The organism is Marinithermus hydrothermalis DSM 14884 (assembly GCF_000195335.1).
GTDB lineage: Bacteria > Deinococcota > Deinococci > Deinococcales > Marinithermaceae > Marinithermus > Marinithermus hydrothermalis.
In genome coordinates, this window is the sequence record NC_015387.1 from 1,401,744 (window position 1) to 1,420,505 (window position 18,762).

Here is an 18,762-nt window from a genome sequence, read left to right on the forward strand (position 1 = left end):
CCTCAGATGCAGCGTCCTTGGTACGCACACTACGATCCCGGTGTACCTCACGAGGTCGAGTACCCCGAGGTTCCCGTATGGCACCTCCTCAAGGAGAGCGCCGAACGCTACGGGGACCTCGTCGCCCTTGACTTCCTAGGGCACCGCCTCACCTACCGCGCGCTCTGGGAAAGCGTCCAGCGCTTCGCCCACGCCCTCCAAGCCACCGGCCTCGAACCCGGCGAACGCGTCGCCATCATGCTCCCCAACTCCCCCCAGTTCGTCATCGCCTTCTACGGCACCCTCCTCGCCGGTGGCGTCGTCGTCAACACCAACCCCATGTACACCCCACGCGAGCTCGCCTACCAGCTCCAGGACTCCGGCGCCCAAACCCTCGTCATCCTCGACCTCCTCTGGCCCCGCTACGCCGAAATCCAAAACGAACACCCCCTCAAAACCGCCATCACCACCGGCATCCAAGACTACCTCCCCTTCCCCAAAAACCTCCTCTTTCCCTTAAAGGCCCGCAGAGAAAAACGCTGGGTCCACCTGCCCCAGTACCCGTGGCGCCACGACCTCAAGACTCTACTCAAACGCCACGCCCCCACCCCTACCCCCGTCCCAACCGACCCCGACGACCTCGCTCTCCTGCAGTACACCGGCGGCACCACCGGACGCCCCAAAGGCGCCATGCTCACCCACCGCAACCTCGTCGCGAACGTCCACCAGATCCTGGCCTGGGCGCCCCAGCTCGAGCGCGGCCGGGAGGTAATCCTGTGCGTGCTGCCCTTCTTCCACGTCTACGGGATGACCGTGGGGATGAACTACGGGATCGCTCTAGGGGCAAAGCTCGTGCTGCTGCCGCGCTTCGAGGTCAAGGAGGTCGTGGAGGCCCTCGAAAAGCACAAGGTCACCCTCTTTCCCGGGGTACCCACCCTGTACGTCGCGGTGAACAACTTCCCCGGAATCGAACAGCGCAAGGTCGACACGCTCAAGGTCTGTAACTCCGGCGCGGCGCCCTTGCCGGTAGAGGTCCTCGAGGAGTTCGAGAAGCGCACCGGGGCCAAGATCGCGGAAGGGTACGGCCTAACCGAAGCCAGCCCCGTCACGCACAGCAACCCCGTGCACGGCACGCGGAAAAAGGGCTCGATCGGGGTGCCGCTTCCCTCCGTGGACGCCCAGGTCCTCGGCCCCGACGGCCAGCCCCTACCCCCAGGCCAGATCGGCGAACTCGCCGTCAAAGGCCCCAACATCATGAAAGGCTACTGGAACCGCCCCGAAGAAACCCAGCAAGCCCTCAAAAACGGCTGGCTCCTCACCGGCGACATGGCCCGCATGGACGAAGACGGGTACTTCTACATCGTCGACCGCAAAAAAGACCTCATCATCGCCGGCGGCTACAACATCTACCCCCGCGAGGTCGAAGAAGTCCTCTACGCACACCCCGCCGTCAAAGAAGCCGCCGTCATCGGCGTCCCAGACCCCTACCGCGGCGAAACCGTCAAAGCCTACGTCGTCCTCAAAGACGAGTACCGCGGCAAAATCACCCAAGCCGACCTCGAACAGCACTGCCGCGCCCACCTCGCCGCCTACAAGGTCCCCAAACAATGGGCCTTCAAAACCGAACTCCCCAAAACCGCCGTCGGAAAAATCCTCCGGCGGGCCCTGCGCGAGGCGGAAGCCGCGGAGGAAGAGCAAGCCACCTGACCACCCCAGCTTGGTGTTATTAAATCGCCCCCGCCAATCCCGGCGGGGGCGACGCGGGTGGGGGCGCATCAGACGCTCACGGGCCGTTCACGGCGCCGCGCGGCCTGCGCCGCAGCGAGCCGCGCGGTGAGCACCCGGTAGGGCGAAGCCGAAACGTAATCCAAGCCCAGCTCCGCCGCGAGGCGCACGGACCGGGCCTCGCCCCCGTGCTCGCCGCAGATGCCGAGCTTCAAAGCGGGGTTGGCGGCGCGACCGCGCTCGATCGCGATCCGCAACAGCTCCGCGACCCCCGCCGCGTCCAGCTCCGCGGTAGGGTCGAAGGCCCACCAGCGCGCCTCGAGGTACGCGGGCGCGAACGCTCCTGCATCGTCCCGGCTGATGCCGTAGGTGAGCTGGGTCAGGTCGTTCGTACCGAAGCTGAAGAACTCCACCTCCCGGGCGATCTCCCCGGCCAGCAAGGCCGCCCGCGGGGTCTCGATCATGGTGCCGATCGGAACATCCAAGCCGTAGGCCTCGAGAAGCGGGTCGATCAAGGCCCGCGCGGCACGCACCTCCTCCGGCCCGGACACCAGGGGGAGCATCACCTCCGGCCGGGGGTCCCGCCCCTCGGCCTTGAGTTCCCGGGTCGCCTCGAGGAGCGCCGTGAGCTGCATCTTGAGGATCTCGGGGCGCACCAGGAGCAGCCGGATCCCCCGGAAGCCCAGCATGGGGTTGGCCTCCTCCAAGACGCGCACCCGCTCGAGCAGCTCGGCCTCGTGCGGCTCGAGCGCCCCTGCGGCCTCCTTGCGCTCGAGGGCCACGCGGTCGGGCAGGAACTCGTGCAGCGGCGGGTCCAGGAGGCGCACCGTGACCGGCAGGCCGTCCATGGCCTCGAGCAGGCCCTTGAAGTCGGTCTTTTGGAAGGCGGCGAGGCGCTCGAGGGCCTGGGCCTCCTCCTCCGGGGTGCGCGCCAGGATCAAGCGCCGCACCCAGGGGAGCCGGTCCTCGGCGAAGAACATGTGCTCGGTGCGCACGAGACCGATGCCTTCCGCTCCGAGCTCGCGCGCTTTCCGGGCGTCCTCGGGGGTGTCCGCGTTCGCGCGGACCCCGAGCTTACGGAAGGGTTCGGCCCAGGAGAGGAGCCGGTCCAGGTGTTGGCTGCCCTGTCCCTGGACGAGGGGGACCGCCCCGGCGTACACGGCGCCGGTCGTACCGTCGATGGTAATGGGGTCGCCTTCCTTGAGCTCGAGGTCCCCGAGGCGGAAGGTGCCGGCCTCCACATCCAGGACCAGCCCGGACGCCCCCACGACCGCGGGCACGCCCATGCCGCGCGCCACGACCGCGGCGTGGCTCGTCATCCCGCCCCGGGCGGTCAGGATGCCTTTCGCGGCGTGCATGCCGCCCACGTCCTCCGGGGTGGTCTCGGGGCGCACCAGGATGACGGGCTTCCCCTCCCGGCTCCACGCTTCGGCAGCCTCCGCGGTGAGTACCGCGTGCCCGACCGCCGCGCCTGGGGAGGCGGGCAGTCCTTTGAGGTGTGGTTTCGGGGCCCGCGCGTAGTCTACGCGCGCCTGGAGGAGTTGCGGGAGGGTGTTGGCGTCCACCCGGTCCACAGCCTCCTCCTTAGCGATGAGCCCTTCCTCCGCCATCTCGACCGCGATGCGCACCGCGGCTTCTGGGGTGCGCTTGCCGCTGCGGGTCTGGAGGAGGTAGAGCCGGCCGCGCTCCACGGTGAACTCGAAGTCCTGCATGTCCCCGAAGTGGCGCTCGAGGATGGCGGCGACCTTTTCGAGCTCGGCGTACACGTCCGGCGCGTAGATCCGGAGGCGCTCGAGGGGCTCGGGGGTGCGGATCCCGGCCACCACGTCCTCGCCCTGCGCGTTGCGCAGGTACTCGCCATAGAGGCCCTTCTCGCCGGTGGAGGGGTTGCGGGTGAACCCCACGCCGGTGCCGGAGTCCTCGCCGAGGTTGCCGAAGACCATGGCCTGCACGTTGACCGCGGTGCCCAGGTCGTCCGGGATCTGGTAGAGGCGGCGGTAGGTCTTGGCCCGGGGGTTGTTCCAGCTTTTAAAGACGGCTTCGACCGCGCCTTTGAGTTGTTCCCAGGGGTCCTCGGGGAAGGTCTTGCCTTCCTCGCGGATGCGTTCCTTGAAGGCGTAGGCCAGCTCCTCGAGGTCCTCGGGGGCGAGGTCGATGTCCCGTTCAACCCCGGCCTGGGCTTTTTTGGCCTCGATCAGGCGGTCGAAATGCGCCGCGTCCACGCCCAGCGCGACCTCACCGTACATCTGGATGAAGCGGCGGTAGCTGTCCCAAGCGAAGCGGGGGTTGCCCGTGGCGCGCGCGAGGGCGGCCACCCCGTCGAGGGTGAGGCCGAGGTTGAGGATGGTGTCCATCATGCCAGGCATGGAAACCGGCGCTCCGCTGCGCACCGAAAGTAGAAGGGGGGGGCCTTCAGTCCCCCCAAAGCGTTTTTGGGTCTGGGTCTCAAGCCGCGCTACAGCGGCCTCGATCTCGGCCCATAGGCCTTCGGGCAGACCCTGGCCGGCCAGGTAGGCGCGACAGGCCTCGGTGGTCACGGTGAACCCTGGGGGCACCGGCAGGCCCAGCCGCGTCATTTCCGCGAGCGCGAAGCCTTTGCCTCCCAAAAGGTCACGCCCTAAGCCGTCCGCGGCGTCAAAGGCGTAGATCCAACGCATCACACGCCCTCCTCTCCCCTTCAGGGTAGCGGGGCGTGGAAACGTGGAAATGGTGTATACGAAGGGTTAGTACACCATCTACACCAACGCGCGGGCGCGCGCCACCGCCTCACGGAAGCATGCCACCGCCCGGTCCACCTCCGCTTCCGTGGTGTACCGCCCCACGCTAAACCGCACCGAGGCGCGGGCCTCCGCCCGCGTGCGGCCGATCGCCATCAGAACGTGGGAGGGCTCGAGGCTACCCGCACTACACGCCGAGCCCGAGCTCGCCGCGACCCCCAACAGGTCCAGGTTCAAGAGCAGCCCCTCCCCGTCCGCCTCCAGCACCGTGACGTTCACGTGCTTGGGACCGCGCTGGGTGGGGTGGCCGTTCAACTCGACGCCTTCCACCGCCAACAGGCCCCGCTCGAGCCGCTCGCGCAGCGCCGTCATGCGGGGCTGCTCCTCCGGGAGGCGCGCCACCGCTTGCTCGGCCGCGTAGGCCATCCCCACCACGCCGGCTAGGTTCTCGGTGCCCCCGCGCCATCCCTTCTCCTGCTTACCCGGAATGAGGGGGGTGAGCTCAAGACCCCGCCGCACATAGAGCGCCCCAGCCCCCTTGGGCCCATAGAACTTGTGTGCGCTGATCGAGACCAGGTCCGCCCCCACCTCGTCCACCCGGAAGGGGATCGTGCCGAAGGCCTGTACCGCGTCGGTGTGGAAGACCACCCCCCGCTCGCGGCAAAGCGCGGCGATCTCCCGCACCGGGTACAGGGTTCCGAGCTCGTTGTTGAGCGTCATCACGCTCACGAGCACCGTGTCCCCCCGCAACGCCTCGGCCACCTGCTCAGGATGAATCAGGCCGTAGCGGTCGGGCTCGAGACGGGTGACGGCAAACCCGCGCTGCTCGAGCCAGTGGGCCGCCCCCAAGACGGCCGAGTGCTCCACGGCCGTCACGACGAGATGCCCCCGGCCGCGCGCCAGCATCGTGCCCATCAACGCGAGCGCGTCCGCCTCCGTACCCCCTGAGGTGAACACAAGCTCGCGTGGGTGCGCGCCCAATGCAGCCGCGAGCCGCTCCCGAGCTTCCTCCAGGAGGGCTTTGGCCTTCCGTCCCACCGCGTGCACTGAGCTAGGGTTGCCCCAGACCTCGAGGGCCTCGAGCATGCGGGCCTTAACCTCGGGGTCTAGGGGCGTCGTGGCCGCGTAATCCAGGTAGATCATGGGGTTACGAGGGGTTGGGAGACGGGGGCGCCTCGGGCTCGATCTGAACGAGTTTTCGCGCCTCGATGAGGCGGCGTTCCTCGATGAGATCGCGGAGCGTGGTCTTGCCCAAAACTTCACGCATCGCGGCGTCCACGCGCTTCCACAGGTTCTCGGTCGAGCAGTGCCCCACCTGCCAGCACGACTCGGGGTCCTCGAGGCAGCTGACGGGCGCGAGGCTGCCCTCCATGGCCTCGACGACCTCGAGGGCGGTGATGTTCTCAGGGGATCGCGCCAGGCGATACCCCCCCTTGGCTCCGCGCACGCTGCGGATGAACCCCGCTCGGCGCAGCGCGGCGGCGATCTGCTCGAGGTAGTGCTGGCTGATCTCCTGCGCTTCCGCCACGTCTTTGAGCGGAACGGGCCCAGGCCCGCGCAATCCGATCTCTACGAGCGCACGCAGGCCGTACTGGGCTTTGGTCGATACCCACATGCCTCTATCTTAAACCCATAAAAGCCGGGTGACAATATATACTTTCTAGCGCCGCAGCAAGAGGGCCAGGAAGAACAGGGTCGCCTGCACCAGCACGATCGCCGCGCCGCTTGGAACGTCCCATCCGTACGAGATCCACAACCCCACCGGGGCGCTGATCACGCCGATCAGGACGCTCACAAGGGTCATCCCGTAAAAAGTCCGACTCAACAAGCGCGCCGTCGCTGCGGGAATCACCATAAAGGAAGCCACCAACACGATCCCCACCACCTTGACCGCCACGACCACCGTCACCGCGATCAACACGGTCAGGAGGTAGTCGTCCCGCTCCACCCGCAAGCGATCCGAGAGCGCGAGCTCCCGGTCGAAGGTTGCATAAGCAAACCGTCCCCACGCGGGTAAGGCCAAGAGCGTCCCCCCCACCACCCCCAGCACCACCCAAAGGTCCGCCGGCACGACCGCAAGGATCGAGCCGAACAAGTAGGCAAACGCGTCCGCGGTGTACTCTCGCCGCAAGGACAAGAACAGCACGCCCAAGGCCACCGCGAGCGAGAAGAAGATGCCTACGGCCGTGTCTCCCCCCAGCGCGGTGCGCGCCCGCACCCAGGCGATCCCTAAGGCCACCACCACCGTGAAGGGCACCGCGACCCAAAGGGGATTCGTGCCCAGCAAAATCCCCAGCGCCACCCCTCCAAACGCCGCGTGGGCTAGGCCGCTCCCCAGGAAACTCATGCCGCGCTGCACCACGAACACTCCGTAGTAGCTCGCCAACCCCCCCACCAGGATTCCCGCGATCAACGCGCGCTGCATGAACGGCAGACTCAAGGCTTCAAGCATCCGTTCCTCCCGCGTTAAAGGCCATGCGGTGCGCGTGTCCCACGTGCCCAAACGCTCGGCGCAGGCACTCCTCGGAAAGGGCCCGTTCCGGAGGTCCAAACCCGATCAACCGACGGTTCAACACCAGCACGTGCGAGGCGTGATGGCGCGCGGCCTCCCAATCGTGCGTCACCATCAGGATCGTCGCCCTCGTCTCTCGCTGGTAGGCCTCCAGCAACCGGTACAGGTCCTGCTCCCCGACCGCATCGATCCCGGTAGCAGGTTCATCGAGAAGCACCAGCTCCGGACGGCGCACCAAAGCGCGCGCCAGGTAGACCCGCTGCAACTCCCCCCCCGAAAGCCGCGCGAGAGGGCGCTCCACGAGGTGCGCTGCACCCACCCGCGCCAGCGCCTCGAGGGCCGCCGTGCGCTCCGCCCGCGACACCCGCATCGGCCACCGCCGCCGCAGCCCGCTCACGACCAGCTCAAAGGCCAGCGCAGGAAAGGTGCGGTCCAGGGTCTTGACCTGCGGCACGTACCCGATCCAGCCGGGCGGAACCTCCCGGGGCCGCCGCCCCAGCACCCGCAGGTGGCCCTGAGCAGGCTCCACCAACCCCAGCACGGCCTTGATCAGCGTGGACTTCCCCCCCCCGTTCGGTCCCACGATCGCCACAAAAGCTCCCTCCGGAACCGTGAAGGCAACGCGTTCGAGCGCCTGGTGGTCGCCGAAGCGCACGGTCAGGCCTCCGACCTCGAGGACCGGCGGACGCCGCTGCCCTGCCCGATCATCCCCCTTATTGAAAGAATCTTTCATTTTTCCTCCTGACACCCGGGGCACACCCCGTACACCTCCAGGCTATGCCCCTCCACGACGAACCCGGTCTCCACGGCGAGCAGCCGCTCCAGCAGGTCCAACGCGCACGCTTCAAACGGCACCGCCCGCCCACACACGCGACAGACCAGCGCGTGCCCGTGCCCCGGCCGCGCCGCGACGTAACGGTGCTCCCCGCACGCGTCATGAAAGCGCCGGAGCAACCCCAACTCCTCCAGCAACGCCACCGTGCGGTACACGGTCGCCAGCCCCACCCCCCGCGTCGCGAGCGCCCGGGCGGCCTCCGCGACCCCGGCCCCGCTGGGACGCTCCACGAACCAGTTCCACACGGCCTCGCGTTGCGGGGTCAGCCGCACCCCAGCCGCGCGCAAGGCCCGCACCAGTTCCTCTCGCGTGGGTCGCTTCCCGTCCACCACTAATGAAAAATATTATCACCTAGATCCGCGCTGGCCAACACCTACCCCTGCCCAAAGTACCGCATGAACCAGTCCTGCAACCCCACCCAGGCCGCCTCCCCCCCGCGCGGGAGGTAGGTCACGTCCCCCGGCTCGCGGCGGAACCAGGTGTACTGTCGTTTCGCGTACCGCCACACCCCCCGCCAGTCCGCCTCGAGGGCCTCCTCGAGGCTCCACTCCCCCCTGAGGTAGCGCACCACCTCCTTGTACCCGATGGCCTGTAGCGCCGTAGGCATCCGGGGATAGCGCTCGAGCAACCCCCGCACCTCCTCCACCAGCCCCCGCGCGAACTGCGCCTCGGCCCGCGCCCGGATCCGGGGGCGCAACCAGGCGCGCTCGGGCCAGAGCACGAGCTTCCTGTAACGAAACCGCGGTGCCCGTTTCGGAAACGCGCTCGGGGGCCTGCCCGTCGCGCGCAGCACCTCGAGGGCCCGCACGAGCCGCCGAGGGTTCCCCCGCACCCGCCGCGCGTCCAAGGGGCTTGCCGCCTCGAGCTCCCGCAGCAGCGCCTCCGCGCCCCGCGCCTCGAGCTCCGCCCACAGCGCCGCCTGCACCTCGGGGTTGGGCGGCGGGAGCGCGTGGTACCCCTCGGAAAGCGTGCGGATGTAGTACCCGGTCCCCCCCACGACGAGCGGGATGCGCCCTCGCTCGAGGATCCCGGCGATCGCGCTTTCAGCATGCGCGACCCACCGGATGACATCAAAGGGTTGGTCCGGCTCCACCACGTCGATCAAATGGTGCGGCACCCCCCGCATCTCCCCTGGCGTGGGCTTGTCGGTGCCAATATCCAGCCCCTTGTACACCATGGTGGCGTCCGCGTTCACGACCTCGAGGGGGTACTCCTGCCCGAGCCGAATGGCGAGAGCGGTCTTTCCGCTCGCCGTCGGTCCGGCCAGGATGGGAATCCAATCCTTCATCCATACCCATAGTACGCGCAGTACACTGGAATAGCGGCTGGAGGTGATTCGCTTTGTCGCTGGAACGGCTGGACCGCTGGGAAGCTTTGGAACGCTTGGGCGAACTCAAGAAACGCTTGGATGAACTCGCACGCCGCTACGCCGGCGAGGAAGGGTTCGGCCAGTGGATGCCGGACGTGGACATTCTGGAAGAGGACGACCACTACCTGATCCTGCTCGACGTGCCCGGGGTGAAGCCGGAGGACCTCGAGCTTTACGAGGAGGGCCGTACCCTCACCCTCGCCGGGATCCGACACCCCCGCGAAGGGCAGTACCTCAAGCGGGAGCGGCCCGAGGGGTACTTCCAGCGGGTGATCGTACTGCCGGAACCCGTCGCGGAAGGTTCAGCCGAGGCGAGCCTCAAAAACGGCGTGCTCGAGATCCGGATCGCTAAACGCCCCGGGCAGCGGGTCCAGGTGCGTCCAGAGTAACCCTGCCTTGCTAAGGGACCGGGCGTTCAGGAAGACTGTTGCGGTACGTTCTCCCGCACCACGGTGTGGCACCCACGGCAGCGGGGCTCGTACACCTCGTGCGCGCCCACCAGGATGACGGGATCGTCGTAACGGGCGGGCTGCCCGTTAATGAGTCGTTGCGTGCGGGTCGCGGCCCGCCCGCAGCGAGGACAAACCGCGCTGAGCTTCTCCACCCATTCCGCGCGCGCCAACAGCTCAGGGATGATGCCAAAGGGCTCCCCCCGGAAATCCAGGTCCAGTCCGGCCACGATCACCCGAACCCCCTGCTCGGTCAACTCCATCACCAATTCCACCAGCCCCGCATCAAAAAACTGGACCTCGTCCACCGCCACAACCTGGGGCAGGGGGTCCTGGAGGCGTGCGCGGAGTTCCCTCGAGTCCGCGACGGCCACCGCCTCGACCCGTGTGCCGTCGTGACTAACCACGTCCGAAGCGTGGTACCGGTCATCCAAACGGGGCTTGAAGACCTGGACCCGCTGGCCGGCGATCAATGCGCGCTTGACCCGGCGGATCAACTCCTCGGACTTCCCGGAGAACATAGGGCCTACGATGGCTTCCAGCCACCCCGGATACCAGGGCAGGTACGGCATACTTCCCTCCTATATGTCGGTGGATACTGTACCACGAAAAACGGCCTGCCCGGGGCAGGCCGTAGGGACGCGGGGGGGTTAGGCCTGTTTCTTCTTGAGGCCTTTCTTGTAGGAATCGCCGAACCGGCGCTGGAAGCGCTCCACACGCCCTTCAGTATCCACAAAGCGCTGCTGCCCGGTGTAGAAGGGGTGGCAGGAGCTGCACACCTCCACGTGAATCTCAGGCCGGGTCGAGAAGGTCTCGATCACGTTTCCACAACCGCAGATGATGCGGGCAGGCACCAGCTTCGGGTGAATCTTCTCCTTCATGCGCTCCTCCTCTCGCACGGTCTTGGCCGTGCGACCACAGCGTTCTTCACTCTAACACCCCCCGCACGCTAAGGCAAGCCAACAGGCTGCTCCCCGTTTTCCCGGGTCAACGCAGCCCTACGGGCAGGCGAGGCTGGCGCAGGTGACGTTCTCCTCGGGCGGAAAGGCGGGGGGAGCGTCCTCCCACGACAGGGTGATGGTGCCGCCCACGAAGCTGTCGTCGATCAGGCTGTCGCCGATGACAACGAAGTTGCTGTCCATCTCCAAGATCAGCGGCGTAAAGAGCGTCAACTCATCGACCGCGATGCTGGCGGTTTCGGTGCTGACCTCACCAAAGCAGTCCCAGTGCTCGGTGGCCTGCGCGTCGAACTGTAGGTCGACGTCGTTCCAGGTCAGCGTCTCCGTGTCGAGGGTGGCGCTGAAAATAAACCAGTCGCTGCTGCTCTCGCCGGGCAGGCCGGGTGGGGTTTTGCTGGGGTCGAACCAGGGGATAGTGCCGCTATCGTTCACGGTAACCGTGCAAGCGCCGTCAAACGAGGAAGCGCTGAGCGTCTCCGTCCAGGTGCAGCTCGAGTCCTGCGTGGCGTGCACCGGTATATTTTTCGGCAGGGTCGGGGAGGTTCCGGGAGCGGTGCGGTAAGGGTGAACGTCCGCCCGGACGGTGAGGGTACAGGTAACGGTAGTACGTGAGTCCCAACTGTCGAAGAGCAGAAAGTCGGTGAGGTGCATTTCGGCGTCGTAGGTGATGCGCAGCTGCCAGCGGGTGAGCGGCACCGCGTTGCTGCGGCGGCGACCCACCTCGACCTCAACCGGGCCGGCGTCCTGACCGGGCGGTAGCTTGGCGACCACTTCGGTGGCCGACCACGAGAGCACGTCGAGCGGCAGCCCATCGACCGAGACCTTGGCGTCGGCCTGCGACTGTGCCCCGAACATCCCTGAGAGGGTGAGCTTGCCGGCGATCTCGTCGACCGCCAGGCGTTCGATGCTGGGGGCGAGCAGCGCAAACGCCGGTTGCAACTCGACGAAAACCAGCCGCGTCTCCGGGTCCTCGTGCGTCGGGGGGTTGCCTTTGTAATCGACCTCGTACTCTTTGCGCTTCATCTCGTTCCACACCGCCAGGTAGTCGAACGGCCGCTGGGCGGCGGTTTCGGGCAGATAGCGGTTGCTGCCCAGCGCCCGGTCGAAGAAGTAGTTGGCGGCAAGGTTGGCGGCACCGTCGCTAACGGGCTTGGTCCAGCCGGCGTAGACGGAGGCGCCGGCGGCCAGAAAGCCGCTCTGCATGCCGGCGCCGGTGTAGCTGCTGCAGGCGTTGATGAAGACCAGGCTGTGCTCGCTGAAGCTCATGTAGGTGCTGACGAAGTCGCCGGTGAAGGCGTAGTGCGTTTCGAAGGTATCGGTTCCATCCGGCAGGGTGTCTTCGAGGGCGGTCATCCAGACGAGCCGCAGCGTCTTCAGGTCGTCGTCGTACTTCAGTTCGCCCGCAGCGCTGACCGGGGTCGCGGTCCAGATGCCGTAGCGCGTCTTGCCGTCGCGGCCTTGGCCCTCCCCGCCGTGAGCGTCGAGGTAGAATACGCCCACTCCGGATACCGACTTGAGCAGGTCGACGGTGGGCGTGGGGCTGCTCGCCTGATAGCCGGCGTCTGCGAGCCAGCCGCGAATCCGGGCGCTGGGGCTGACGAAAGCGGTGCCGAGGGCGTTCATCACCAACGCCCGGCGCACCTTGGGTAGCTCGAGCTCGCCGGCCTGCAGCGGCCGCAACGCCGGTCGGGCGGGGGCATACGGCTCGAGCGCCGCCGGGTCCGCAGCCGTGTTCGTGCCGGTGCCGGTCATCGTGTTGGTCTCGCGATTGTCAACCACCAGGTAGAGCCGCCCGTCGGTAAAACGCCCCCACACGGTGTGGTCGTCGGCCACGCCAGCCGCCTCGAACTCGGGCAACGAAACCATGAAGTCGGCCAGTTGCTGCAGCTCAGCGACGCTGCGGCCGTCGAGGCGGCCGCCGTACAGCTCATCGATCTTGGCGATCACGGTGGTGACGGCCTGCTCCCGCTCGGCGTAGGGCAGCGGCGCGCCGGTCACCGGCGGCTGCGGCGGCTGTCCGCCGCCGCTCGGCTGACCGCAGCTGGCGAGCGCCAGCACCATCAGTGGCGTTAACCTCCACAAAGCGCGATTCCAAACGGTAAAGGTGCGGTGTGCACGGGCGCCATGCCGCACCCTCAAACGCAGTCCCTCGCAGTAGGTACCGCAGATGTGATGCACTTTGCGCAGCATCGAATATAGGCGCAATATTACGGGAAAAATCTTTTTCATCCCGTTTCTCCTTTCTACGGAAGGAATGGACCTCATTATAGCGAATCCCTTGCTGCACCGATGGATGAGTTTCCAGGATGAAGCAGCAAACCCCGATGCTTCCTGGCCGATCTCGGGAGATCCTGAGCCCGACTGGTCTGACGGCGAAGGGGCATGTTCCGGGTTGCCTCACGGTTGTTCCGAGTTCCCGAGGTCAGGGTTCCGCATAGGTTGTGGGGCATGGGAGAGACAAGGTATCAGCCCGTCTTGACAATACCCCACCTAACTTTTATATATTGGAGAGCGAAAGGAGGTGAGCCGAGATGAAGCGCTGGCAGGACTGGGGCAGCCTGGTTCTGGGGATTTGGCTTGTGCTCTCCCCGTGGCTCCTCGGCTACAGCACGACCCCCAGCGCCTTCTGGAACGCCCTCATCGTGGGCGCAGCCGTCACGATCCTCTCCATCCTGGCGCTCAGCGGAGGGCAGCTGTGGGAAGAGTGGACCGACCTAGTCCTCGCCGTCTGGCTCATCCTCTCGCCGTGGATCCTCAACTTCACCGCGAACACCGCCGCGTTCTGGAACGCCGTCATCGTAGGCGTCCTCATCGGCGTACTCGCACTTTGGGTGACGCGCCAGCACCCCAGGCCAGCCTAAACCCGGCCGCCCCCTAAGGGGGCGGCCTTAAGACTTGACGCCAGCACGGCGCGCAGGGTAACTTAGGCTGACCTTTAATCCGGTCCCGTGAGGCCGGAAAGGAGTGAAAACCGTGAAGCACCGAACCCACCTCAATACGGGACGCGCCGCGCCTGGAAGGCGCATTTTTTTTGGAACGGGGGTAAGCCGTGACGTTTAAAGCCCGCATCCTGGAAGCGCCCGAGATTCGGCGCATGCTCCGGCGCATCGCGCACGAGATCCTCGAAAAGAACAAAGGCCCTGAGGACCTCGCCCTGGTGGGGATCCACACCCGCGGCGTACCGCTCGCCCAACGCCTTGCCGAATCCATCCACACCTTCGAAGGCGTAACGGTGCCCGTAGGGGTGCTGGACATCACCCTTTACCGCGACGATCTCTCCGAGATCGCCCACCAGCCAAAGGTGCGGGAAACCAAGATCCCCTTCGACATCTGGGGCAAGAGCATCGTCCTGGTGGACGACGTGCTGTACACCGGACGCACCGCCCGCGCTGCCCTCGACGCCTTGATCGATCTTGGACGCCCCCGGCGCGTCTACCTAGGCGTGCTGGTGGACCGCGGGCACCGGGAGCTGCCCATCCGAGCGGACTTCGTGGGCAAGAACCTACCCACCGCCCGCACCGAAGTGGTCAAGGTCAAGCTCGAGGAAACCGACGGGGAGGACGCGGTCGAGCTATGGGAGCTCTAAAACACCTTCTGGACTTCACCGGCTGGGAAGCCTCCCAGGTGGAGGACCTGTTCGAAACCGCAAAGCTCATGCAAGAAGTCCTGGAGCGCCCGGTTAAAAAGGTGCCTGCGCTTCAGGGGTTCACCGTAGCCACCGTCTTCTTCGAACCCTCCACCCGCACCAAGATCTCCTTCGAACTCGCCGCGCGCCGCATGTCCGCCGACGTGGTGAGCTTCAGCCCCGGCGGCTCGAGCCTCAAAAAAGGCGAGTCCTACAAGGACACGCTCCTCACCCTCGAGGCGATGAAGGTGGACGCGTACGTGATCCGCACGGACGCGGCCGGGGTGCCCTACCAGGCCACCCGCTGGGTGAAGGGTGTGGTCATCAACGCGGGGGACGGCCGCCGCGCCCACCCCACGCAGGCTCTACTGGACGCGTTCACGCTTACCGAAGCGCTCGGCGGCCTCGAGGGTAAGAAGATCGCGATCGTGGGGGATATCCTGCACTCGCGGGTCGCACGCTCTGACGCGGAACTCTTCTCCCTGCTGGGCGCTGAGGTCTGGGCCGCGGGTCCTGCGACGCTGCTTCCCCAGACCCTTCCCGGCGCCCGGCTTACGACGAGCCTTAAGGAGGCCCTGAGCGACGCGGACGCGGTGATCGCCCTTCGACTGCAAAGGGAACGCATGGAAGCTGGTATTCTGCCCTCCATCCCGGAGTACGTGGCGGGCTACCAGATCACGCCGGAGCGCCTGGCCTGGGCCAAACCCCAAGCGCCGTTGCTGCACCCCGGCCCGATGAACCGGGACGTGGAGGTGGACGGGCGCCTCGCGGATTCGGAGAACAGCCTCGTCACGCGCCAAGTAGCGAACGGCGTGGCGGTGCGCATGGCCGTGCTGTACCACCTGCTCGTGGGGAGGAACCGATGAAGCGCCTCATCAAAAACGCAACCCTTGTGGACGCCCGCGGCAACCACGGAAAAGCGGACGTGCTGATCGGTGAAGGCCGTATCCTCTCGCTCTCCGGGGGTGACGCCGACGAGGCCATCGAAGCGGACGGGCTCATGCTCGCGCCGGGTTTCTTCGACCCGCACGCGCACCTGCGCGAGCCTGGCCAGGAGGTCAAGGAGGACCTGGAAAGCGGCCTCAAAGCCGCGGCCAAAGGCGGGTACACCGGCGTGGTCGCCATGCCCAACACCACCCCCCCCATCGACACTCCCGAGGCCGTCCAAGCCCTCTACAAACGGGCTCGAGCCATTCCAGGGGCTCGGCTTTACGTCTCCGCCGCGCTCACCCAGGGCCAGGAGGGCGCCCGCCTCACCGAGGCCGGCCTGCTCAAGGCAGCCGGGGCGGTCCTCCTCACCGACGACGGGCACACCAACGAGGACGGGGGGCTCCTCGCCCTCGGGCTCCGCTACGCGGCGAGCTACGGTCTGCCCGTCGCGGTGCACGCCGAGAACGCGGGGCTTCGCAGGAACGGCGTGATGAACGAAGGCCCGGTCTCGGAACGGCTCGGCCTCCCCGGCAACCCCGCGGTCGCGGAAACCGCGCGCATTGCCCGCGACCTTGAAATCCTGCGCTACGTCCAGCAAGCCCTCGAGCCCACCGGCCACACCCCGCGCCTACACGTCCAGCACCTATCCACCGCGCGGGGCCTCGAGCTGATCCGTGCGGCCAAGGCCGATGGGCTGCCCGTCACGACCGAGGTCACGCCGCACCACCTGACCCTTACGGACGCCGTCCTGGAGGGCATGGACCCGATCTACAAGGTCGCGCCGCCGCTGCGTACCCAGGCGGACGTCGAGGCCCTCATCCAGGGGCTCGAGGACGGCACGATCGACGGCATCGGCACCGACCACGCACCGCACACGCTCGCGGAGAAAGAGCAGGACCTCCTGCGGGCGCCTTTCGGCATCCCCAACCTCGAGGTGGCCTTCCCCTTGCTCTTCACCGAGCTGGTCCTCAAGCGCGGCCTGAAGCTCGAGGTGCTGATCGCGCGTTTCACCGACGGGCCGCGCCGCGCTTTGGGACTCGAACCGATCCACCTGGAGGAAGGCGCTCCCGCGGACCTGGTGCTGTTCGCTCCGAACGCGGAGCGACCGGTGGACCCGGCGCACTTCGTCTCGAAGGCCAAGTTCAGCCCGTGGAGCGGCTGGAAGCTCGCGGGATGGCCGGTCGCGACCCTCGTCGAGGGCCAGGTGGTGTGGCGTGCCGAGGCGTGAACCGGTCTGGAACGACCACGCCGCGCGCCTCGTGCACAAGACGGTGCGGGGCGCGAAGGGCGTGCTGACCTTCGAAGCGCCCACCCTCGCGCCGCTTCTCGAGCCGGGGCAGTTCGTGAACCTCGAGGTTCCCGGGCACGTGCTGCGCCGCCCGATGGCCCCCGCCTCAGGAGGGGGGCGCACCTTCGCGATCGTGATGACCGCCCGCTGGGAGGGCACCCGGGACCTCCTGAACCTTCCCCTTGGCGCGGAAGTTCGGGTCCTGGGGCCTTTAGGCAACACCTTCCCTCCCCCCACGGGCCGCGCGATCCTGGTCTCGGGCGGGAGCGGGGCGGGGCCGCTCGCGTACCTGGCGAACCGCCTCGCGGCAACCGGGCGCGAGGTCGTCGTACTGCACGGCGCGCGCGACGCTTCGGAGGCGCACCTCATCCCCCTCTTCGCCCGCGGCGGCGCGCGGGTCCGGTACTTCAGCGAGGATGGCGCTCACGGCGAGCAAGGCCTCCCCACCCAGGCTCTGCCCGAGCTGCTCGCGGCCGGGCCCGCCACGGTCTACGCGGTGGGCCCGGAAGGGTTGATGCGCGAAGCGGCCCGGCTTGCCGCGGCACACGACGCGCCGTGTTACGTGAGTCTCGAGGCCCACATGGCCTGCGGCGTGGGGGCCTGCCTCTCGTGCGTGCACCCCACCACCCGCGGCACGGTCCACCTGTGCGTGGACGGCCCCATCTTCAACGCGGAGGAGGTGATCTGGGGGGATGAACCCGCTCAGCATTGATTTTCTCGGCGTGACCTTTCCCAACCCCGTCGTGACCGCCTCGGGCACCTTCAACTTCGGCAAGGAGTACGCGCACCTCTACCCCCTCTCCCGGCTGGGCGCGATCACCACCAAGGGCACCTCCCCCCGCCCCATCCCCGGCGCGCCGCCGCCGCGCGTGACCGAAACCCCCGGCGGGATGCTGAACGCGATCGGCCTGGAGAACAAAGGGGTTGAGCGGTACGTGCAGGACGAGCTGCCCTGGCTTCGGGAGCAGGGCGCGCGGGTGATCGTCAACGTCTTCGGCGATACCCCCGAGGAGTTCGCCTACGTCGCAGAGCGGGTCAGCCCCTTCGCGCACCTCCTCGAGCTCAACCTCTCCTGCCCGAACGTGCACGGGGCGGGCCTGCCGTTTGCGCACGACCCCCAGGCCGCGGCGGAGGTTGTGCGCGCGGTGAAGGACGCGACGGACCGCCCAGTGATCGTCAAGCTCTCGCCCAACGCGCCCATCCTGCCCGTCGCCGAGGCGTGCGAAGCCGCGGGGGTGGACGGGTTCAGCCTGATCAACACCCTGCTCGGGATGCGGATCGACCTCGAGACCCGCCGTCCCGTGCTCGGCCACAAGACCGGCGGCCTCAGCGGCCCTGCGGTCAAGCCCGTCGCGGTGCGGCTCGTCTACGAACTCTACCGGCACACGGACAAGCCCATCCTCGGCATGGGCGGGATCCGTACGGTGGAGGACGCGCTCGAGTTCGCCCTCGCGGGGGCCCGCATGGTCGCGGTGGGCACCGCGACGTTTAGCGACCCGTTCGCGCCCTTAAAGCTCGTCGAGGGGCTCGAGCGGTTCTTCGCGGGGCGCACGGACACGTGGCGGGACTGGGTGGGCGCCGCGCACCGTTAAGCACCCCACCGTGGCGTTCGCCACGGTGGGATCTCATAACGAAGCGGTCCGTTACTTCTCGGCGAGCAAGGCGTCGAGGAGGCGCTGCCATTCCTCGTAGGGCAACACCCCCCGGTACATCTTGTCCCCGATGAAGAAGGTGGGGGTGCTGTTCAGGTTGAGGGCCTCCGCAGCCTTTAGGTCCTCGAGCACGATGCGTTCCTTCTCACCGCTCGCGAGGCAGGCCGCGAACGCTTCCCGATCCAGCCCGATCTGGCCCGCGTAGTCGATGAAGAGGCGGTCCAGCGCCTCCCCGCGGTACCGGCCCCACTGGCCCTGGGCGCGGAAGAGGAGGGTGTGGTACTCTAGGTACCGTCCCTGGTCCGCAGCGCACGCGGCGGCTTCCCCAGCCCGCACCACGGGGCGGTAGGTCGGCGCGCCTTTAAAGGGGAAGTCGCGGAAGACGTAGCGTACCTTGCCGGTCTCCACGTAGTCCCGCAGGATGCGGGGCAGCACCTCGAGGGCGTGGGTGCGGCAGTGCGGGCACTGGTAGTTGGCGAACTCCACGACCGTGATCGGCGCGTCGGGACGCCCCACCGCGAAGTGCGCGCCCGCCGCAGGGTCCTCGGCTGGGAGCGCGGGCCGGGTAAACACAAAAAGCCCTGCGGTGAAAAGCGTGGCTATGATCAGAACACCGAAAAACGCTTGCCGTTGCATCGCTCCTAGTATAGAACCGATCTCATGAGGAGGGTTCGCATGCGGGCCTGGCCCCCTTGAGGAGGCCAGGCCGGATGGGGTCGGAG

General features: G+C 67.4%; 19 protein-coding genes. 8 read left to right on the forward strand and 11 right to left on the reverse strand.

The features are described 5' to 3' along the window. Positions 1-6: 6 nt before the first annotated feature. Positions 7-1,686, forward strand: a complete 1,680-nt coding sequence (locus MARKY_RS06980) for a long-chain-fatty-acid--CoA ligase (protein WP_013704171.1) — start codon at positions 7-9, stop codon at positions 1,684-1,686. 68 nt (positions 1,687-1,754) lie between these two features. Here MARKY_RS06980 and ppdK read toward each other — a convergent pair whose 3' ends face one another. The 7 genes from ppdK to miaA all read right to left on the reverse strand — a co-directional run bounded on the left by ppdK (position 1,755) and on the right by miaA (position 9,056). Next, on the reverse strand, positions 1,755-4,361 hold the full coding sequence (gene ppdK, locus MARKY_RS06985; protein ID WP_013704172.1) for a pyruvate, phosphate dikinase: 2,607 nt from the start codon (positions 4,359-4,361) through the stop codon (positions 1,755-1,757). Between the two features lie 78 nt (positions 4,362-4,439). Continuing rightward, complete coding sequence (locus MARKY_RS06990) at positions 4,440-5,564, reverse strand: cysteine desulfurase family protein (protein WP_013704173.1); 1,125 nt, start codon at positions 5,562-5,564, stop codon at positions 4,440-4,442. A gap of 4 nt (positions 5,565-5,568) precedes the next feature. Beyond that, complete coding sequence (locus tag MARKY_RS06995) at positions 5,569-6,036, reverse strand: RrF2 family transcriptional regulator (protein ID WP_013704174.1); 468 nt, start codon at positions 6,034-6,036, stop codon at positions 5,569-5,571. A 45-nt stretch (positions 6,037-6,081) separates the two neighbouring features. Then, on the reverse strand, positions 6,082-6,873 hold the full coding sequence (locus MARKY_RS07000; protein ID WP_013704175.1) for a metal ABC transporter permease: 792 nt from the start codon (positions 6,871-6,873) through the stop codon (positions 6,082-6,084). Further along, positions 6,866-7,666, reverse strand: coding sequence for a metal ABC transporter ATP-binding protein (locus tag MARKY_RS07005; RefSeq protein ID WP_013704176.1), 801 nt, complete (start codon positions 7,664-7,666; stop codon positions 6,866-6,868). Before MARKY_RS07005 ends, MARKY_RS07000 begins: the two co-directional genes overlap by 8 nt. Further along, entirely contained in the window at positions 7,663-8,097 is a 435-nt protein-coding gene (locus MARKY_RS07010; protein WP_218916171.1) for a Fur family transcriptional regulator, read from the reverse strand. The genes MARKY_RS07005 and MARKY_RS07010 overlap by 4 nt, the downstream gene beginning before the upstream one ends. A 44-nt stretch (positions 8,098-8,141) precedes the next feature. Next, complete coding sequence (gene miaA / locus MARKY_RS07015) at positions 8,142-9,056, reverse strand: tRNA (adenosine(37)-N6)-dimethylallyltransferase MiaA (RefSeq protein WP_013704178.1); 915 nt, start codon at positions 9,054-9,056, stop codon at positions 8,142-8,144. A gap of 53 nt (positions 9,057-9,109) precedes the next feature. Between miaA and MARKY_RS07020 the strand changes: the two genes are divergently transcribed. After that, a complete protein-coding gene (locus MARKY_RS07020; RefSeq protein WP_013704179.1) occupies positions 9,110-9,526 on the forward strand; it encodes an Hsp20/alpha crystallin family protein in 417 nt (138 codons plus the stop codon). A 26-nt stretch (positions 9,527-9,552) separates the two neighbouring features. On the opposite strand, the gene MARKY_RS07025 is transcribed toward MARKY_RS07020, so the two are convergent. The 3 genes from MARKY_RS07025 to MARKY_RS07035 form a co-directional block, all read right to left on the reverse strand. After that, the gene (locus MARKY_RS07025) at positions 9,553-10,158 is read right to left on the reverse strand and encodes a thymidine kinase (protein ID WP_013704180.1); all 606 of its coding nucleotides are present in this window, start codon (positions 10,156-10,158) and stop codon (positions 9,553-9,555) included. A gap of 78 nt (positions 10,159-10,236) precedes the next feature. Next, positions 10,237-10,467: a 50S ribosomal protein L31 gene (gene rpmE / locus MARKY_RS07030; protein WP_013704181.1), complete on the reverse strand. Its 231-nt coding sequence runs from the start codon at positions 10,465-10,467 to the stop codon at positions 10,237-10,239. A gap of 117 nt (positions 10,468-10,584) precedes the next feature. Then, complete coding sequence (locus MARKY_RS07035) at positions 10,585-12,774, reverse strand: hypothetical protein (RefSeq protein ID WP_013704182.1); 2,190 nt, start codon at positions 12,772-12,774, stop codon at positions 10,585-10,587. Positions 12,775-13,076: 302 nt separating this feature from the next. Between MARKY_RS07035 and MARKY_RS07040 the strand changes: the two genes are divergently transcribed. The 6 genes from MARKY_RS07040 to MARKY_RS07065 all read left to right on the forward strand — a co-directional run bounded on the left by MARKY_RS07040 (position 13,077) and on the right by MARKY_RS07065 (position 17,980). Continuing rightward, positions 13,077-13,406 carry an SPW repeat protein gene (locus MARKY_RS07040; protein WP_013704183.1) on the forward strand — a complete coding sequence of 110 codons (330 nt, stop codon included), beginning with the start codon at positions 13,077-13,079 and terminating at the stop codon, positions 13,404-13,406. A gap of 188 nt (positions 13,407-13,594) precedes the next feature. Continuing rightward, the gene (gene pyrR / locus MARKY_RS07045; protein WP_013704184.1) at positions 13,595-14,131 is read left to right on the forward strand and encodes a bifunctional pyr operon transcriptional regulator/uracil phosphoribosyltransferase PyrR; all 537 of its coding nucleotides are present in this window, start codon (positions 13,595-13,597) and stop codon (positions 14,129-14,131) included. Further along, entirely contained in the window at positions 14,119-15,036 is a 918-nt protein-coding gene (locus MARKY_RS07050; protein WP_013704185.1) for an aspartate carbamoyltransferase catalytic subunit, read from the forward strand. The genes pyrR and MARKY_RS07050 overlap by 13 nt, the downstream gene beginning before the upstream one ends. Continuing rightward, a complete protein-coding gene (locus MARKY_RS07055; RefSeq protein ID WP_013704186.1) occupies positions 15,033-16,328 on the forward strand; it encodes a dihydroorotase in 1,296 nt (431 codons plus the stop codon). Before MARKY_RS07050 ends, MARKY_RS07055 begins: the two co-directional genes overlap by 4 nt. After that, positions 16,315-17,100 (forward strand): iron-sulfur cluster-binding protein, encoded by a 786-nt coding sequence (locus MARKY_RS07060; RefSeq protein ID WP_013704187.1) that lies wholly within the window; start codon positions 16,315-16,317, stop codon positions 17,098-17,100. Before MARKY_RS07055 ends, MARKY_RS07060 begins: the two co-directional genes overlap by 14 nt. After that, positions 17,081-17,980 (forward strand): dihydroorotate dehydrogenase, encoded by a 900-nt coding sequence (locus tag MARKY_RS07065; RefSeq protein ID WP_013704188.1) that lies wholly within the window; start codon positions 17,081-17,083, stop codon positions 17,978-17,980. The genes MARKY_RS07060 and MARKY_RS07065 overlap by 20 nt, the downstream gene beginning before the upstream one ends. Positions 17,981-18,031: 51 nt before the next feature. Here MARKY_RS07065 and MARKY_RS07070 read toward each other — a convergent pair whose 3' ends face one another. Then, positions 18,032-18,676: a DsbA family protein gene (locus MARKY_RS07070; RefSeq protein ID WP_013704189.1), complete on the reverse strand. Its 645-nt coding sequence runs from the start codon at positions 18,674-18,676 to the stop codon at positions 18,032-18,034. Between the last annotated feature and the right edge of the window lie 86 nt (positions 18,677-18,762).

Excerpts from the sequence above, each read along its gene's own strand:
- MARKY_RS06980 (WP_013704171.1), top strand. The coding sequence starts at position 7 with ATGCAGCGTCCTTGGTACGCACACTACGATCCCGGTGTACCTCACGAG.
- ppdK (WP_013704172.1), bottom strand. The coding sequence starts at position 4,361 with ATGCGTTGGATCTACGCCTTTGACGCCGCGGACGGCTTAGGGCGTGAC.
- MARKY_RS06990 (WP_013704173.1), bottom strand. The coding sequence starts at position 5,564 with ATGATCTACCTGGATTACGCGGCCACGACGCCCCTAGACCCCGAGGTT.
- MARKY_RS06995 (WP_013704174.1), bottom strand. The coding sequence starts at position 6,036 with ATGTGGGTATCGACCAAAGCCCAGTACGGCCTGCGTGCGCTCGTAGAG.
- MARKY_RS07000 (WP_013704175.1), bottom strand. The coding sequence starts at position 6,873 with ATGCTTGAAGCCTTGAGTCTGCCGTTCATGCAGCGCGCGTTGATCGCG.
- MARKY_RS07005 (WP_013704176.1), bottom strand. The coding sequence starts at position 7,666 with ATGAAAGATTCTTTCAATAAGGGGGATGATCGGGCAGGGCAGCGGCGT.
- miaA (WP_013704178.1), bottom strand. The coding sequence starts at position 9,056 with ATGAAGGATTGGATTCCCATCCTGGCCGGACCGACGGCGAGCGGAAAG.
- MARKY_RS07025 (WP_013704180.1), bottom strand. The coding sequence starts at position 10,158 with ATGCCGTACCTGCCCTGGTATCCGGGGTGGCTGGAAGCCATCGTAGGC.
- rpmE (WP_013704181.1), bottom strand. The coding sequence starts at position 10,467 with ATGAAGGAGAAGATTCACCCGAAGCTGGTGCCTGCCCGCATCATCTGC.
- MARKY_RS07035 (WP_013704182.1), bottom strand. The coding sequence starts at position 12,774 with ATGAAAAAGATTTTTCCCGTAATATTGCGCCTATATTCGATGCTGCGC.
- MARKY_RS07040 (WP_013704183.1), top strand. The coding sequence starts at position 13,077 with ATGAAGCGCTGGCAGGACTGGGGCAGCCTGGTTCTGGGGATTTGGCTT.
- MARKY_RS07050 (WP_013704185.1), top strand. The coding sequence starts at position 14,119 with ATGGGAGCTCTAAAACACCTTCTGGACTTCACCGGCTGGGAAGCCTCC.
- MARKY_RS07055 (WP_013704186.1), top strand. The coding sequence starts at position 15,033 with ATGAAGCGCCTCATCAAAAACGCAACCCTTGTGGACGCCCGCGGCAAC.
- MARKY_RS07065 (WP_013704188.1), top strand. The coding sequence starts at position 17,081 with ATGAACCCGCTCAGCATTGATTTTCTCGGCGTGACCTTTCCCAACCCC.
- MARKY_RS07070 (WP_013704189.1), bottom strand. The coding sequence starts at position 18,676 with ATGCAACGGCAAGCGTTTTTCGGTGTTCTGATCATAGCCACGCTTTTC.